Here is a 17,242-nt window from a genome sequence, read left to right as displayed (position 1 = left end):
ATTTTAAAAAATAGAATCACACAAAAATCCCCTGCCAAGTATTATCTTAGCAGGGTTTTATTTTGGTAGGGAAAATGGTAGGGAACCATATCATTTTTAATGAAAATCAAGCATTTCATAAGTTGAAAAACGTTGATTTATCGGCATTCCCCATCCATATTATGTTGGCTCTTTATTCCCACTCAATAATTGAAAAGAAAATTTGGGTTGTTTTTATTGTTGTAATAAGGTTCATATCTGTTTAAGTTCGGTTGAAATGATTAGGTTTGATTTAAACTGTGATAAAAGTGTGATAAGAAGCTAGTTTATAACCGATGCATAAAAGGATTGTTTTTATCAAATATTAGAATAAGTTTACTTGTAGTTTGCAATAGTATATAATTCATACTAGGAGCTAAATTAAATGATTTCTCATACATTTTTTGCTGAATTGGGGAAATTGAAAAATTTAAATATATGATTGGAGAATGATGAAATGAAAAAGTTATTTTGGCTTGTGCCTATCATTTTTGTGCTGGGAGGGTGCAATTCAGCGAAACAAATGACAGATTATATAGAGGTTGATTTTTCAGGGATGGACACTAAAGGAACTGCATCATACAATATTGATACTAAAAAGATGTATAAAGATGTGTTTGACTATGATGTAGAGACAGGTTTTCCAGATGAAAAGACGCAAAAGGAATTAATATCCTTTGACAGCTCTTACAAAGTGAAATTGAATAAAGACCAAAAATTATCAAATGGAGATAAGGTAAAAGTAACTGTATCAGTTGATGAAAATAAAACGAAGCGAATAAAAGGTGGAGAAAAAGAGTTTACTGTCAGTGGTTTGGAAGAACCTAAGAAATTAACAAATGAAGAAGTTATGAAACATTTAGTTGTTAATTTTAATGGCGTTAGTGGGCGAGGGGAAGCCACTATAGATAATACCTTTGATGATCCATTGAATTATATAGAATTTACTATTGAAGATGATGGAAAGCTAAAGAATGGCGATAAAGCAAAAGTTCAAAAATCAAAAGAATTTGAACAATCTTTGAATGATCAAGGATACGTTTTAACTGATGATTTTAACCCAGAATTTGAAGTAAAAGGGTTAAAAAATGTTGCTGAAAAGGCTACTGATATTGCTAACTTAGAAGATATTAAACGTATGATCGACGAGGAAGTGAAAAGGTCGTATAAAGATTCTTATGCAGAAGAAAGTTATGGAAGAAGATATGAAATAGCTCTTAATAAGTTGTTTTATAGGCAATTTGCAAAAGATAATACGAATGAAGAGACAGGTAATTGGTTTGGAAATAGCTCAACTAATAATGGTAACTTAATCGGAATTTATACAATTAAACAATACTCTGGTGGAACAGAGAGCAAGCTACAAAGTGAATTTACAGCAATAATTGGTTATTCGGATATAATTTTAGATGAAAATAAGCAAGCAAATGTTGCAGATATTAAAGAAATTTCAACAACTAAAGATGATTCATACTCCCTTGAGTCAGTTTTGAAATTGTATGAGGGATATGGTTATAGCGAAGTAAAATAGTTAATTTATAGAAGAAGACCTACAGAGATATGTATTCTCAATAGGTCTTTTTTACTAATTCAAACTGTAATAATTTTTTGATGAATACATCACTTGGAAAAGTTCTTTACCATTTCCGATACGGTAATTATAGACCAATTGAAAAGCATATTGAGGCGTACAATTACAAATAAATATAAGATATTCTTTTAATCTATTTTGTAGTGCTGATTTACTCATGAAAAAGAAATCTGCAACTTGTTGAAATGTATTGAATTGTCTTAATGCAGATAGTAATGCATGATTATTTGCTAGAAGAATACTTGCACCTACATTTGCTCGATATTCTCTAGGTATATCCTCTGGGAAATAGCCATTTTCAATTACCATGTCAGAAAATGTGTGTGATTCACTAACACAAGGTATATCTTTGTAGAAATGAACTATTTCGTGCATTTTGGTGAAATTTTTTCTTTCAATCATTAAATTCCTATTAGTTGTAATAATGACTTCTCCATAAACTTTAGAAGTGGAGCCTAGCATTTTATTTTTTAATTGTTTTTGAAAAGGGTAATCAATAAATTCAACGTCTTCTAGTTCTTTTACATATTTTTCAATGTCAAAGCATTTGACTTCTTCAATCTTTTTTGAACAATAATAAGCGACATCTTTTGTTAACTCGTTAGCAAGATTGAAGGCTTCAAAATATAGTTCCTCGTTAATGAAATCCAATAATGCGACCGCCTAACTATTCTTTTCTCTTTTTGCTTTCTTTTCTTTTGCTTTCTTTATTAAAAATTCCATGTAATCAGTTAATTCTTCTTCTAATTCTTCTATATCATCAATGTTCATATCGGATGTGTTAAGTCTAAAATGTGAAGTAATATTATTGCCGATATTAGTTGAATCAATATTATTCTGGATAGGTTGGTTAGTTCTTCCTAGTAAGTAATCAGTAGTAGTGTTTAATACGTTTGCTAATTCGGTTATGGTTTCTATTGATGGCTCTGTTCTACCACGTTCCCAACTACCGACACTTTGTTTAGAAACATTTATTTTTTTTGCTAGTTCTTCTTGTGTTAATTCAGCATTTTTTCGCATTTTTAATAGTCTTTCACTAAACATAATCATATCCCTCTTTAATGTGATAAATAATTATAACAAAAAAAACTACAAAACGGTTGACAACTTTCAAAATGTAGTTTAATATAAGTACATAAGGTTACAAAACGTAGTTTTTAGCCAATAATAAACAAAAAAGCATTCACGAGAAGAAAATGAATTTCTGTTTCGCAAATACCTTTCTTAAAATCTAGACACTTTTATTGTAAGGCATATAACGAAATAATACAAGGATGAAGTTTTCGTTTAAGGTTATAAGTCTTTTTGAGGTGTTGCAGTAAAGCCTATGAATTTGCTGTAAAGTGACAAAAGTATGCGTAAATGCAGCCGAGTATTTTATTGATTTTTCGAGATTAGACTTTCTTGTTTACTCCTAAGGGCTAGGTTTTCAGTTTTGACTGCTATTATAGAGTAGGGCATCGAAAATGTTGAATAAGATTCGCTTAGGATGAATCGGTATCTAATTGAATAAAATCACTTTGAATCAATAGCTATGTCGTGATGATATTGCTGATTACAAAGATAACTACGATTCCATGAAAGAACGTAAGTATGTAAAATCAGAGGAGGAGAAAGGTCACTGTATGTGGTAGGTCTAACTAACGAGCCGTGATATGGAGTATGTCCATTAGCCGTTGAACGATGATTCTATGAAATGAATGATAGACGACCTGATTTCATAGCTTTAGGGCGAACTTGCAGGGTATCTATGGCAATATATGATATTGCACATTCTACTACCATGAAAAAAAGAATCTTAAACTGATTAATTCAAAATCATTAGTCAAAGCAGGAAGAAAAAGTATTTTTTCAGCGACTAAGAGATTTTGATATAAGAATATATTTTGAAGGACATTCTTTTAAAGGGTGTCCTTTTTCTATATTCTACTAAAGGAAAGTAAAATTAGCTTTCTTTTCGTAGGATTTAGACAATTAAATTTAGGAGGAAAAAAATGAAACGAGGAAAAAAACCTACAAGAAGACAGAAACAACTGATTGAACAACAAAAGATTGGAAATCAATTTCTCAACCCAAATAAATGGCTGGTGAGACAATTCTCTGCAAGTAAGATGTTGCTTATTCACAAAGAAACGGGAAAAACTAGAGAATTAGTGCTGTGATTGTAGCTAATTTTTAAAGAAGTATGATATTATTAACTTATTATTAATGGAGGAAGATAAAATGAAAATGAATGAACAGTTGAAAAAAATGACAAAGAAACAAAAAATGGGTGTATTGACTGTTGGAATTGTAGTTTTGTTAGTAGGTTCTTTTGGATATAAAGCCTATGCTGATAATCAAAAGGCATTAGAGCAAGAACGAATTGCAAAGGTTGAAAAAGAACAACAAGCAGAAGAAAGACAGTTGAAAATTGATACGGAAACAGCAGTAAATGATTTATTTGAAAAAGCAATTATTGATAATAAAGATGCTGAAAAAATTGCAATCAAAAATGATTTAAAGAGTGATACTGTTAAGAAAGTTAAGGAACAGTATTTTGTTGAAAAAACAGATGATGCATGGCAAAAGATTATTAATGAATCCATTGTTAATGCTGAAAACCAATTAAAACAAATTGATACAGCAAAAAAAGCAGTAGAAAAAGTATTCAAAGATAATAAAGTAGTGAATACAGATCAAAAAAACGTTGATTCTGCAAAAAAAGAAGTCGACAAAATCAAAAATGCCAAAGCTAAAAAAGAGCTATCAGATAAATTAGCAAAAGTAAAATCTGAAATTGAAAAGAAAAATAAAGAGAATGAAGAAAAGAAAAAAGAAGCTGAAAAAGCTTCGCAACAATCACCAGAAGCTAAAACGACTACAGATAATGTAGCTCAAACAACAAATGGTGCAGAACAGCAGGTAGCAGATGTAACAGTGCAACAAACAGATCAAGCGCAACAGCAAACGCCACAAGCAGGCGCAGGGCAAGAAACAGGCTACTACGAACCACAAGCTCCAGAAACTAATAATGATACTGGATCGAATCAAAATGTAGCGCCAACAGCACCAGCGGATAATGGAAATACAGGAGGAACACCTACACCTCCAGCTCCAGAGCCAACACCAGAACCAACACAACCAGTAGGCCCACCAGCAGGTTGGATAACTCCACCATTCCCAGTTGGAAGTAATGAATTATGGAATTGGTTATTTGATAATGGCTATAGTGGTTTTGATCATTCGGACGGATATATTCGTCCTTATTAATAAATAGATATGAAAAGCAACTTCTTAACTCGAGGTTGCTTTTTTTGTACCCAAAAATAATAGAAAGAGGTGAATTTCATAAGTATTCGGAGTAGAGAACCGCCAATAAACATGAACTATTTCAAACAAAAAAATAGGAGGACATTATGAAGAAAATTAATTTTAAGAGAAAAGCAAAATATTTATTTGCTAGTTTAATTGTTTTAGGACAAGTGGTCTCATCATCAATTTTACCAGTAGTCGCAAATGCTGGAGTTATTTTCCCAAAGGAAGTAACAGTTGAATATGACAATAACCGAATGTATGTAGCGAAAGGGACAAATTCGGATGGTAGTGCATTTGATGAACGTATTCCGCCGTTATATGCAGTATATGAAGGGAAACGACAACCGATTTTCTGTATTGAACCAGCAGTGCCAATTGTTAATTCAGTAACTCCCGGCTATACGTCAAATCCGTTACCTGCATTTGCGAATGACCAACGATCAAAATTTTTAACAGTTTTGTGGAAGTATGCAGGAAATGATGAAGATACTCAACAAGTAGCACAAATTATGTTATGGGAACATCAACAAGGCAAAACAATTGATTATTTGCGCCGACCAGATGGAAGTTTAATTGATGTGGATTCTGTAAAAGCAAAAATTAATCAAATCATTACTGATTATGAGAAAAAACCGAGTTTTGATGGTCAAAAAGTGACTGTTACGGTTGGTGAATCAATTACTTTAACTGATACAGACAATGTTGGCTTGGAAAGATTTGACACATTAATGAAGAATAGTAATCCAGCTAATGTTGATTGGTCTATTAAGGGAAATAAATTGACTATTACGCCAAACAAAAATTCTAATGAAAATGGAACTTTAGTAATTGGAAAATCTCTTGATGTAGGAACTCCAGTAGCTTATTCATTAGTTGGATCGCAACAAGTGATGGCTGGAGCTATTGACGATCCTAACGTTTTTTCAGTTAATTTGCAAGTAATCAAAACAGGAGATATCAAAGTAACAAAGCTTGACGAGGGAACAGGAGAACCAGTACCGAATACTGAATTTGACTTGAAAAATCTTTCAGACGGTAAAACGCAAAAAGTGAAAACAGATGCAAAAGGTGAAGGGCTTTTAAAAGATGTTTATGATGGAACGGAAGTTGAAATCACTGAAACGTTCGTGCCTGCTCCATATGTAAAAGCGAAAAACAACACTAAAAAAGTAATGGTGAAAGCTGGTCAAGTAACACCAGTTGAGTTTAGAAATGAACGTGCAACAGGCAAATCAACACTAACAAAGGTTGATAAAACGACTGAAACTGATAAACCGTTAAATCCTAATTATCCTATGACTGGCGCAAAATACGGCTGGTTTAAAGAAGATGGTACGTTGATTAAAGAATTTGCTTTAGACAAAAACCAAACTGCAACAGTCGAAGGTCAACCGCTAGCAACTTATTATTGGCAGGAAACCGTAGCTCCAGTCGGCTATGCCCTTGATCCAGAAAAACACGTTGTAGAATTGACGTATAAAGACCAAGACACACCAGTTGTTGTCAAAGACAGTAAAAGTAATGACGATGTGATTCGTATGAACTTAGACGGTCAAAAACTGATTCAAAATGACACCAATGAAATGTTCAAAAATGATGTTGAGTTTACGCTAACAAACAAGCGAACAGGAGAAACTCACGTTGTTAAAACGGCTACTGTAGACGGTAAAAAAGGCTACTTTAGGTTTGCTGACATTGCACTTGATGATTATATCTTGACGGAAACAAAAGGCGTTGAAGGCTATAAGAATGTTGATCCTATTGAGATTACACATTTTTATGACAAGGAAACGAAATCATTTACCTTCGTTATCAAAGACCAAAAGAGCGGGAATGTATTGAGTGAAGAAACATTCACTCAACTAGAATTATCTAAAGGTGAAAATGTAGATTTAGGCACATATACACTGAAAGATAAAGCAGAAGTTGTTGAAAAACCAGAAGTGGGTATCTCAACGCAAGCCCATACTGGAGACGGTAAAACCCAAACGTTTGAATGGGGCGAAGATGTGAAGTTTTATGATGATGTAACGATTACAACTAAAAATATCCCGTTAGGAACAGTCCTTGTTTATGAAACAATTCAAGTTGCTATTTATCCTGATGGAAAAGAAAAAGATGTTTGGTCTTCTGGGAAAGTCGATTTGAAGATGACTGATGAGAAAATGACTGAACGTGTGTTGTCAGAATATGACTACAAAAAAGACCCGAAAGGCACACGTTATTACTTTAAGGAATTAGTTCATAAACCAGTTGAAGAAAAACATAACTTTGACGGCAAAGAAAAAACGCAAGATATTACACCAGTTGTCAAAGAAACACCTAAAACGCCAGAAACATCAAAAGAAACGCCAAAAGGATCATTACCCTATACAGGTGAAGAAATGATGCGTGGGGCTACTGTGGTAGGCTTACTACTATTATTAGGTGTTGCTGGCGGAATGTACTTGAAACGTAAAAAAGAATCAGAAAGTTTAGATCATGCTGACTATGGTACAGAAGATTTCAACGGAAACAAAGAATCAGCTAAGAAGAAGTGATAAAAAGCTTCTTCTTTTTTTATGAAAAATGAATTGAGTATTTCTAACTTATATTAACAACAAAAAAATAAATTTGAAAATAAATGAAAAGAGGAAAAGAAATGGCAGATAAACAAAATAGATGTTTTATTGATCCAGATATTATTTTAGGGAAAGAAATTGAGGTTGCACCAAAATTTGTTGATCGACCAGTTACGGTTGATGGGGTAAGATATCCAGCTCGTAGATTTTCAGCAAGTAGTGAGCTACAAGCAGATTTTGAAATTGTAGTGTTGAATCCGTCTAAAAATTCGGATGTTATTACTGAATTATCAGAAGTTGTACTAAAAGGTGTAGAAATCGTTAATACATTCAAAAGTTCAGTATTTGGCGATAAACAGGAACGTAGACAAGCATTTGAAGTGTACGCAAAAGAATTAAGAGTGAAGGGGTAGAAAAATATGTCAGTAAAATTTGAAAATAGAACAATTCCGAAGATTGATGAAGTCGCAACATTTGGAGAATTAACATTCCGATCATTTACATTAGGTTATGAGAATGGTATGAATAATGAGGTTGGAACAGATGTAAAATCCGTGAAGGTCTTATTCTATTCAACTGCGAAAAAGGATTTCGTGGAAATTGATTTTCCTAGCGAATTGCAAGAAAAAATTGAGGGATTGAAACGTAAACAAGTTGTTGTACTAAAAGGAGACGTAAGTGCATTAGGTTGGTACGCTTCTTTAGAACAACAAAACGGTTTTGTTAGTGCCGAAAGTGGTTTGAAGTTTATGGCGACTGATTTTACACTTGGTTCAAGTGCTAAATCTTCTAATTCGGGTAGTCAGCCAACAAATCAAGCATCACAAGGCAAAGAAGAAAAGAAAAATAATTGATCGATTTAGTAGTGAAAGAGACATTCATTGAGTGTCTCTTTTTTATATAGATTAATCTGTAGCTATGTAAATCATAGCTAGATATTAGTTTATATAAAATTTAGAGAGGTGGGGTGCGTATAGAAAAGTATCAAAATGTGCATGAAAAATCAGGGGAAAGGAGAATAATTTGAATACATTGGAGAAGCAACCGTACGAAACTGTTTATATGCATTTTAAGAAAAAGTTGCAACAAGTTTTTGATACAAAATTTGAATCAGATCGGAAAAGACAATATTTTGATGCCTTTTTTAATCTCTCAAATGCTTGTCAGGAATTTAGGAAGGAATTATTTTTACTGGATGATCCAATCCCACAAGATCAAGTGGAACAGTTGATATCTAGTAAATTTGATACGGCAAAACATGAAATTTTGAAGCAAGCAACACAATTTTTTAAAGAGAAGGGAGTTCAGTAAATGAGTGTAATTACAAAAGCTTTTGATTTAGAGATGATTTGGCTACCACTAGAGAGAGATTATTTTGATATTCTTGATTTAAATTTAAAACAGTCAGGAATTGATTTGACAGTGAATGAGGCAAAGATTCAAACTTTAAAACAACAGCATAAAAAGGCAATGTTTCAAACATTAGATGGATTATACGATCAATTGAAAACAGGAGAATTGACGTTCGACCGAGTTAGAAGAAAATTTGATATTTTGCAGTTTGATTTAAAGGATGAAGTTGTTACTTTTATTAATGAGATAAAGAAGGTCAATTCCTGATAAGGAGGAATAAATGTTAAAAAAAATATTTAAATATCGTGGGACACGTATTCGTTATTCCAGTAGAAAGTTACTTTTGTATTATCAACTTGCGTTATTCACTCCTATATTAGCATTATTAGGGTATTTTGTTGGCTATAAACAAATTTATCCTTTAGTTGATGCTGGAACGAAAGAGTGGCAAGTATATGTACTGCCAGTTGCAATCATTTTTATTGTAACGGTTGTATCGAATATTCTCATTTTGTTAGTAAAACGAATTTCAATTGTACGTGATGGCTATTTTGCAAGAGTAGAACAACGTCAAATCTTAGCCAAAATGGTGATTGATAACACGTATTACAACAAAGTACAGAAAAAAACGAGTGAGGGAAAAACGAAAGAAAAAATTATTTTCCCGAAAATCTATTACCGAAAACGAAAAGAAACATTTGAGGTTGCGTTTGAAACAAAAGGCAATAAATTTCAAGACAAATTTTTAACGATTGGAGGATTTTTGGAAACGGCGTTGACAGCCGATATGATAAAAAAAGTCGATGAAAAGGGATTTATTGTCTATGAATTAAGAGCAAATGTGTATAATAAACGAATTTCTATTCGAGAAATGGTTGCTGACGAAGGAAAAGTTCAGTTGATGAAGGGGCTGTATTGGTTTTTTGATAAAGACCCACATTTATTAGTAGGTGGTGGTACAGGTGGCGGAAAGACGTTCACGTTGCTATCGCTTATTTATGCATTAGTTCGAGTGGCAGATATTGAGATTTGTGATCCAAAACGTTCTGATTTGATGGCATTAGGGAAATTACCTTTATTTGAAGGAAAAGTTCATAGTGGCAAAGATATGGTTACTTGCTTAAAAACTGCCGTATCAGAAATGAATGATCGTTTTGAAGAAATGAATACTTCGTCAAAATATAAAATGGGCAAAAATTATGCTTATTATGGATTGAAACCTAAATTTATAGTTATTGATGAGTTCGCCGCTTGGATGGCTGAACTTTCCAATGATTTTAAAACAGCAGGAGAAGTAGAAGAATACTTGACGCAAATTGTTTTGAAGGCTCGTCAATGTGGTATTTTCCTTATTGTTGCAATGCAACGTCCAGATGGTGAATTTATCAAAACAGCGTTACGAGATAACTTTATGTTCCGTATGTCTGTAGGACGTTTAAGTGAAACTGGGAACTGGATGATTTTTGGTGATGAAAACAAAAACAAGAATTTCAAATTTGTTGAAAAAGTTGACGGCGAGGTTGTTTATGGTCGTGGTTATGTTGCCAAAGGTGGAGATGTAGCTAGTGAACTTTATAGTCCATTTGTACCTGATGATTTTGATTTTGTCGAAGAATTTTTGAAAATTAGTGATGAACTAGGGTATGAACGAATGGCAGAAGCAGAAGTTCAAAAACTGTCTGAAACAATTGAAAAAACCTTTGATCGAGAAGCTTTATCTGTAGAATCCAATGGAAACGAAGAAAAAGCCTTTCTGGATGAGTTAAGTCAAAAATATTAATCGATATTGTAAGGCAAAAATATGTAATGGCTGTTGTTTTTACATGAAATATAAAGGAAGGGAGTGTTAAAGATGATGCAAAAAGTTCGATCCAAAATGAAAATAGTTGTAGAAAATTATTCTTATGATGAATACGAACGGAATATGGGCATTTATTCACTTTACCTGTGTTTTAGTAGTGTGTTTATTGCGCTATTTATCGGGTGCTTTATTTTGCTAAGTTTGTTATTCCATGAGTTTCAGTTTATCTATTTAATTTATTCACTGATTGTTCTTGGCGTAATAGCGGGTGTTTTGGATGAACGAAAAAGACTTGAAATTGAGTATTTGAGGTATGCCAAAAAAGAATGGCGTGAAACTGGAAGAACTGAACTGTATCCACGTGAAATGTATCTGTTAGAAGATTCAAATTTTAGAAGTCTACTCTCGTATGCACGGTCAGTTCGTGTACGTTCTGATGTTGTTATTAAAAACGATACTGTAGAATATTATGTTCCAATGAGAGATTACACAGCAAAAAGAAATACATTACCACTTCATTCAGTGATTTGTAAAACGGCTGTAAACGATTGTTCTTTTCTAATCGTGGAAACTCGTTGTTTTGAAGATGAACGATTCGAATTTTTAGCGCAACAAGTAGGCGTTCCTTTCAAGCGCTCACGAATGATTATTGAATCAGATTACATTGAATGGAGAGGGTAGTATATGAAAAATAAACTAGAATCACTAATAAACAGAATAAACCGTTTTTCTGAACGACATAAAAAAGCAATTAAGGGCGTAAAAATCTTTTTGCTTCTTTTTTTTATTGCCGTTATGGGGTATGTCGTTTACCTTAGTCATGGGCTTTTAGCAGTGATGGCAATTTATAATGGCATAGCGGATAAAGAATCATTGGCAAGTCTAGTAAAGCTTATTACTTTCTGGTCATTTATGTTGGTTGGTGTTATGTGGTGTTTGATTTTCAAATTGTATTCTTTATTGGTAAAAAAATAGTAATGGAGGTCAATGATGTATAGTCAAAATGAATTATTAAAGAAATTGAAACAAGATAGTTTTAAAATTGTTCAAGAAAAATACACTGCGAAAGATGTAAATGAAAGATTTGGTTCTCTGTATTGTCAAACAAGTGGTTTTTCAAATTTGATGGCAAGAGTGAAAATGGACGGATTGACAGATTATCATTTTGAAGATTATTCAGAATATGAGGATATTTTTGTTGAACAGATCGCAAATGAAGTACTTGCTCTATTGAAAAAAGTTCCGTCTAAAACCGTTGAAGAATACCTTACAGAAGTTAAGAAAGAAGTATTTAAAGGCGTGCGTGGAAAAACAGATATTGAAGATTCTGATTTTGACAATTGGTATTATGGTTGTGAAAATTACAAATTGATGGAAAAGTCTGTAAAACAACGAGCAGATGCAGAAGGTGTTATCCGTAGTGATGATTTTGAGATTGTACTTGCTGGAGATGTTACAGCGATCATTGAAGAATTGGTATAGAAGAAAAATTTATAGTTATAAACATTTAAAGGCTGAAAAAATTTAAGGGGTAAATATAAAGAGAGAAATAAATTTCCATATGCTTTTTTCTGTTTAACATATGAAAGTTATACTGTATAATCAGTTGTGAGAGTTTGCATTACATCAAAAAATTTGTAATAATAAGAACGTTCGTTCTTTTTGAGGAGGAATTTAAGATGAAAAATGATTACATTCAGAAAAGAAAATTTGGAGAATTAGACTTGTCTGATCCATTTTTTTCTAGTTTGATTGCTGATTATCCAGGGTTTGAAGGATGGTTTTTATCAAAAAAAAATCAAGAAGCTTATGTAATGTACAATGAGAAAGGTCTACTGCAGGGGTTTCTCAGTTTAAAGGATGAAACAGAAGACGATCCAACCATTGTTCCACGATTTGGTCTTAAGCGAAGATTAAAGGTAAGCACATTCAAAATAGATGCTCATGGTACGGTATTAGGTCATCGTTTCTTGGGGATTTTGCTGAAAAAAATGATAGAAGAAAATTTTGAAGAAGCATATGTTACAGTTTTTCCTAAACAAGGAAAACTAATTGAACTCTTTGAAAAATTTGGATTTCGTTTGTGGGGGAAAAAATCTGATGATGAACTAGTTTATATTCGTAAAAATGAAAGTCCTATACATGAGGAAGATATATATAAGTATTATCCTAAATTCGATGTAGTGAATAGTAAAAAGTATCTGTTATCAATCTGGCCAAGTTTTCATACTAAGCTATTCCCAGATTCTAAACTAGTTACAGAAAAAGATCATATTGTAGAAGATTTGTCTTTTACGAATACAGTTGAAAAAATTTATCTCACCGGAATAACTGATGTGACTAAGTTGGAGCCCAACGACTTATTGGTGATATATAGAACTGCTGAAAGAGGAAAAGTCGCAGAGTGGAATGCTTGTGCGACCACTATTTGTACTGTAGTTGAACAAATAAACATTAACACGTTTGAGAATGAAGATAAGTTTTTGAAATATTGTGGAAAGGGATCAATTTTCACTGAATCTGAATTGAGATCATTCTGGAGAACAAAAAAATACCCATTTATTATCAAAATGTTGTATAATGTTTCATTAAGTAAAAGAATAGTTAGGCATGATCTTTTTGAGAAAGTTGGACTAAGTAGAGAAATTCCTTATTTTGGGTTTTTTGAAATGAATAATGATTATTTTGAAAAAATAATAGAAATAGGTGGAGTTAATGAAAGTTTTATTATCAATTAAACCAGAATTTGTAAAGGAAATAGTCGAAGGTAGGAAGAAATTTGAGTATAGAAAAAATATCTTCAAAAGAGATGATGTTTCATCTATTGTAGTATACGCTACTAAGCCATATGGAAAAGTAGTTGGTGAATTTGAAATTGATAGTATAATTCAAAATAAGCCTTCTGAGCTATGGAAAGAAACAAAAGCATATTCGGGTATAACAAGAACTTTTTTTAATGAATATTTTAAAGGTAGAGATACAGCTTTTGCTATTCAAATTAAAGAATTTATTGCATACGATGAACCACTCGAACTACAAGAGTTTGATGAAAAAATAAAAGTTGCGCCTCAATCTTTTTGTTATGTGAGGTAATTTTAATGGTATATACATTTTTTTCAGGAGTTCATGGTGTTGGGAAAACTACCTTAATGAGTAGATTGAAAAAGAATAAAGAAATAAAGTGTTTCTCAGCTAGTGATTTAATTAGAAATTCAGGGAAAAGTATTATTAAGAATCAAAAATTTACTAGTGATATTGATGAAAATCAATTATTATTAAAACAAGAATTGCTAAAAATAGCTGATAAAGACCAAAAAATCTTTCTAGATGGTCACTTTTGCTTGCTCAATAAAGAGGGAATTATTGAAAATGTCTCTTTTTTGACTTTTGAAGGAACTCAACTTGAAAAAATAGTTTTTTTGGAAGAAAATCCAGTTGTCATTTGCCAGAGATTGTTTGATAGAGATGGAAAAAAATATGATTTTGAAGTGATAAGAGAATTTCAGAAAGCTGAAAAATTACAAGCTTTTAAATTTTCTAAAGAAAATGGTATTCCTATCTTTGTTTATAACAATGAATCAAATTTAGAGGAATTGATGCGTTTTGTGTTTTAAGTAATATAGAGGTGACTATAATGGTTCACGAATTGAAGATTGACAGAGAATACTTCATGGCTGTACTTGAGGACTTGAAAAAATTTGAAATAAGATATAACGATAGGGATTTTAAAGTTGGCGACATTGTAATTTTGAAAGAGATTGATAGCGTTAATAGAAAGCTTACTGGGAGACAAATAAAAACGGAAATTACTTACATTACTAATTATGAACAAAAAAATAATTATGTAGTGTTTGGAATAGAAAAAGTTTAATTTTAAATAATGAAGACTACTGATAGATATTTTAATTCAGTAGTCTTTTTTGTATTAAGTCTTGTAAAACTACTTAAGGGAGAGTCCGATTATGTATACATTTGATGATGTAATTCAAGAGCTCGATTTTGCTATCAGTTTAAAAACATTAAAAAATTGGGCAAATAAAATTGAAAAAGTAACAGATATCCGTTTTGTAAGGAAATATGCGAAAAATACGACTGGTCGTTCCTATGGGTACAAAGTATTTAGTTTCGATCAAATTGAACAGTTTAAAAAAGTAGTTTCCATGAGAGAACAAAATATTCCTCTAGATAAAGCAATTCTAAACGCTTTTCTTTCTGACAAAGAAAAAGAACAAATGGAAACAATCGAAGTTAGAAAGAAAGAGTACGAGGAGTTCAGAAACGATACAAAGCAACTGATTAAGCTGGCAAAAAAGGTACTAGAAGAAAATGAACAGCTTAAAAGTAAGATTTTATCGATAGAAGAAATGGTGGAAAATAAGGAAGTTGCCACCTAGTATTCGCTAGGGATTGGTACGTACTTCATAAGTAATAGAGAGGGCGGTGCCGTTAGGCACATGCCCTCTCTATTACTTTGAATGTAAGTCGTACCGTATATCCCAAGTAAGGCTAGGTGCAGGTGGGCTTTGCCCACCTTTTGATTTCTACCCCCGTTTTATAACATGGGGGTAGAAATTAAACTATCGAATAAAAATAACGCTGTAACTTCTTGTGTGACAAGAGATTGAGCGATTTTTGATTTGTTATATTTTTTAGGTAGTTTGTTATATTTTGTAAGGAAGGGTTTGAAATAAGTGAGAGGTGCTGATTTAAAGCGTTATAGAAAAGAACTTGGCTTAAAACAAGTCGAATTAGCCGAAAGGCTAGAGTTGGGGCAGGGTTTTATTTCAATGTTTGAATCTGGAAAACGTGTGATTCCAAAAGAAATTGAATTGAAAATTAAAGAAGTATTGCATTTGAATGGTGGTGTAAATTCTGTAGAAGCAAAGATCGATTTTTTACGTGTCCGTTTTAAAACGTTGGATGTTCAGACAGTCATTGAAAAAATTCTTCATATGGATATGAACTGGTTTACTCATGAAAATAGAGGGTTTTATCATTATACCGAAACCTTTTATTATGGATCGATTCGGATATTTAGAAATCCAGAGGATAGCAACATGGGTATCATGTTAGATTTGTCAGGCGAAGGTTGCCGACAATTGGAACAAATTTTTGAAGAAGACAATGACCGATCATGGACAGAATTTTTTTGGTCGTTATATGAAGATGATTTATTCGGTCAAGGAGTTGTTGTTGATACTAAAATAACACGTATTGATATTGCCTTAGACGAATTGATCGTAGAAGGTGAAGAAAACTTTGATTTATACAGCCTGAAAGAAAAAATGGAACAAGGACTCGTTGATACAACGTTTAAAAACTTTGATTTTAACGGTGGTTGTTCGTATGAAGGTGGAAAAATGGTGAATAAAGGGTTGTCTCTTTATTTCGGTAGTCGACAATCACCATTGTATTTTAACTTTTATCAAAAAGACTATGAATTGGCACGAAAAGAAAAAATGTCAGTCGAAGATGCTCGATTAAAACATGAAATTAAAAATCGGTATGAAATTCGATTAGCGGATGAAAAAGCGTTTCTATTTGTTGAATATTTTCTATCCAGTGGTGAAAGCTTAGACTGGCTAGTGAAGGAAATTATCAATGCCTCATTAAATGTTTATGAAATTGAAAATGGAATGAAAGTTTTCTGTCAATCGTGGTATAACGTCATTGATAAATTGGAAGGGTTAAAACTTTCTGTAAAAGGTGAAAAGCCTAGTATTGAAAAAACACTTCGTTGGTTAACCAATTATCTAGCACCTTCCCTAAAAATGATAAAACTGATTGATAATTACATGGGAACGAACGAATTGATGGAACGTATCGATCTAGCAGAACTAAAAGAAAAACATGAAGAAATGATTGAAATGGTCTGCGTGGATGCAAAAGATTTACTTTTAGGCAATGGAAATAATAGTGATTTAAGAGAGTACATGAGCCAAGAGTTCGATTTAGAAGAAGAATATGCTTTCTAAAAATGAAAGGAGTTGCGTTTATGAGTGAAGAACTGGCTACAAAATTTACAAGAGAAGTCCGTCAACAAACAGAAGTTGTCAAAGAAACAACGAATATACTGAAAAAAACAAGCCAAAAGATAGAGGAGCTTGATAAAACTGGAGAATTAAACATTCCGTTTTTGAAAAAAGCATTTGAAAATAATTTTTCTGAAATTGAAGAACGTGAAAAAGAAAGCAAACGATTTCGTCATTTATTCTCTATTTACGAACAAGATATTCAACCTGTAAATAGAGGTGTTTGGGATGATTATTTTTATGCAGTAAAACTTTTTACTATTTCAGTTTCAGATTTTCGGGCTGTTTACAAAGAATATAAACATTATCAGCCGAAAAATAAAGGGGAACTGGAAGCAAAAGCAAGAAAATTATTATTAGCGAAAGATTTTGTACCTGATAGTTATTTTGAAGGTGATTATGCAACGTGGATCGGTGTATATGCTCGTCCAAAGGATAAGCCAACTTATTTGGATGCAAATAATGAAGAAGAATACTTGTTACAAGAGAAGTATAGTCAAAACGGATTTAAACGAGACTTTTCTGAATGGTTTGAATGGGAAATTGTCAATAATGAATTAGTTGAAACAAAAGATTAAAAAATACAGAA

At 32.4% G+C, this 17,242-nt stretch carries 21 protein-coding genes; 19 read left to right on the top strand and 2 right to left on the bottom strand.

What is annotated here, in order from left to right; genetic code table 11:
• Nucleotides 1–475 precede the first annotated feature (475 nt).
• Entirely contained in the window at nt 476–1,549 is a 1,074-nt protein-coding gene (locus CC204_RS10635; RefSeq protein ID WP_088270107.1) for a hypothetical protein, read from the top strand.
• Nucleotides 1,550–1,603: 54 nt separating this feature from the next.
• Here CC204_RS10635 and CC204_RS10630 read toward each other — a convergent pair whose 3' ends face one another.
• Together CC204_RS10630 and CC204_RS10625 are read right to left on the bottom strand one after the other, a co-directional pair.
• Nucleotides 1,604–2,260, bottom strand: coding sequence for an ImmA/IrrE family metallo-endopeptidase (locus CC204_RS10630; protein ID WP_088270106.1), 657 nt, complete (start codon nt 2,258–2,260; stop codon nt 1,604–1,606).
• Between the two features lie 12 nt (nt 2,261–2,272).
• Complete coding sequence (locus CC204_RS10625) at nt 2,273–2,653, bottom strand: helix-turn-helix domain-containing protein (RefSeq protein ID WP_227011129.1); 381 nt, start codon at nt 2,651–2,653, stop codon at nt 2,273–2,275.
• A gap of 950 nt (nt 2,654–3,603) precedes the next feature.
• On the opposite strand from CC204_RS10625, the gene CC204_RS21390 reads away from it, so the two are divergent.
• From CC204_RS21390 to CC204_RS10540, 18 genes are all read left to right on the top strand, one after another.
• Complete coding sequence (locus tag CC204_RS21390; RefSeq protein ID WP_188634494.1) at nt 3,604–3,771, top strand: DUF6906 family protein; 168 nt, start codon at nt 3,604–3,606, stop codon at nt 3,769–3,771.
• A 61-nt stretch (nt 3,772–3,832) separates the two neighbouring features.
• Entirely contained in the window at nt 3,833–4,861 is a 1,029-nt protein-coding gene (locus CC204_RS10620) for a hypothetical protein (RefSeq protein ID WP_088270104.1), read from the top strand.
• A gap of 146 nt (nt 4,862–5,007) precedes the next feature.
• On the top strand, nt 5,008–7,446 hold the full coding sequence (locus CC204_RS10615) for an MSCRAMM family protein (RefSeq protein WP_088270103.1): 2,439 nt from the start codon (nt 5,008–5,010) through the stop codon (nt 7,444–7,446).
• Nucleotides 7,447–7,547: 101 nt separating this feature from the next.
• Nucleotides 7,548–7,880 carry a hypothetical protein gene (locus CC204_RS10610; RefSeq protein WP_088270102.1) on the top strand — a complete coding sequence of 111 codons (333 nt, stop codon included), beginning with the start codon at nt 7,548–7,550 and terminating at the stop codon, nt 7,878–7,880.
• A gap of 6 nt (nt 7,881–7,886) precedes the next feature.
• Nucleotides 7,887–8,321, top strand: a complete 435-nt coding sequence (locus CC204_RS10605; protein ID WP_088270101.1) for a hypothetical protein — start codon at nt 7,887–7,889, stop codon at nt 8,319–8,321.
• Between the two features lie 169 nt (nt 8,322–8,490).
• Entirely contained in the window at nt 8,491–8,778 is a 288-nt protein-coding gene (locus CC204_RS10600) for a hypothetical protein (protein WP_088270100.1), read from the top strand.
• A complete protein-coding gene (locus tag CC204_RS10595; RefSeq protein WP_088270099.1) occupies nt 8,779–9,087 on the top strand; it encodes a hypothetical protein in 309 nt (102 codons plus the stop codon). It abuts the gene before it with no gap.
• A gap of 13 nt (nt 9,088–9,100) precedes the next feature.
• Nucleotides 9,101–10,600 carry a cell division protein FtsK gene (locus CC204_RS10590; protein WP_088270098.1) on the top strand — a complete coding sequence of 500 codons (1,500 nt, stop codon included), beginning with the start codon at nt 9,101–9,103 and terminating at the stop codon, nt 10,598–10,600.
• Nucleotides 10,601–10,672: 72 nt separating this feature from the next.
• Complete coding sequence (locus CC204_RS10585; RefSeq protein ID WP_088270097.1) at nt 10,673–11,302, top strand: hypothetical protein; 630 nt, start codon at nt 10,673–10,675, stop codon at nt 11,300–11,302.
• Between the two features lie 3 nt (nt 11,303–11,305).
• Nucleotides 11,306–11,596: a hypothetical protein gene (locus CC204_RS10580; protein ID WP_088270096.1), complete on the top strand. Its 291-nt coding sequence runs from the start codon at nt 11,306–11,308 to the stop codon at nt 11,594–11,596.
• Nucleotides 11,597–11,611: 15 nt separating this feature from the next.
• Nucleotides 11,612–12,103 (top strand): hypothetical protein, encoded by a 492-nt coding sequence (locus tag CC204_RS10575; protein ID WP_088270095.1) that lies wholly within the window; start codon nt 11,612–11,614, stop codon nt 12,101–12,103.
• 197 nt (nt 12,104–12,300) lie between these two features.
• On the top strand, nt 12,301–13,359 hold the full coding sequence (locus CC204_RS10570) for a hypothetical protein (RefSeq protein WP_088270094.1): 1,059 nt from the start codon (nt 12,301–12,303) through the stop codon (nt 13,357–13,359).
• Nucleotides 13,337–13,714: an ASCH domain-containing protein gene (locus CC204_RS10565; protein ID WP_088270093.1), complete on the top strand. Its 378-nt coding sequence runs from the start codon at nt 13,337–13,339 to the stop codon at nt 13,712–13,714. The genes CC204_RS10570 and CC204_RS10565 overlap by 23 nt, the downstream gene beginning before the upstream one ends.
• Nucleotides 13,715–13,719: 5 nt before the next feature.
• Nucleotides 13,720–14,235: an ATP-binding protein gene (locus CC204_RS10560; RefSeq protein WP_088270092.1), complete on the top strand. Its 516-nt coding sequence runs from the start codon at nt 13,720–13,722 to the stop codon at nt 14,233–14,235.
• A gap of 56 nt (nt 14,236–14,291) precedes the next feature.
• Nucleotides 14,292–14,492 carry a DUF3850 domain-containing protein gene (locus CC204_RS10555; RefSeq protein ID WP_335673680.1) on the top strand — a complete coding sequence of 67 codons (201 nt, stop codon included), beginning with the start codon at nt 14,292–14,294 and terminating at the stop codon, nt 14,490–14,492.
• A gap of 91 nt (nt 14,493–14,583) precedes the next feature.
• Nucleotides 14,584–15,015 (top strand): hypothetical protein, encoded by a 432-nt coding sequence (locus CC204_RS10550; RefSeq protein WP_088270090.1) that lies wholly within the window; start codon nt 14,584–14,586, stop codon nt 15,013–15,015.
• A 297-nt stretch (nt 15,016–15,312) separates the two neighbouring features.
• Complete coding sequence (locus CC204_RS10545; protein ID WP_088270089.1) at nt 15,313–16,596, top strand: XRE family transcriptional regulator; 1,284 nt, start codon at nt 15,313–15,315, stop codon at nt 16,594–16,596.
• A 20-nt stretch (nt 16,597–16,616) separates the two neighbouring features.
• Complete coding sequence (locus CC204_RS10540) at nt 16,617–17,231, top strand: Phi-29-like late activator (RefSeq protein WP_088270088.1); 615 nt, start codon at nt 16,617–16,619, stop codon at nt 17,229–17,231.
• Nucleotides 17,232–17,242 lie beyond the last annotated feature (11 nt).

The sequence above is a fragment of the Enterococcus wangshanyuanii genome (genome assembly GCF_002197645.1).
Taxonomy (GTDB): Bacteria; Bacillota; Bacilli; order Lactobacillales; family Enterococcaceae; genus Enterococcus_L; species Enterococcus_L wangshanyuanii.
Note: the sequence above shows the minus strand (reverse complement) of the source record. Positions and strands in the feature narration are given on the sequence as shown.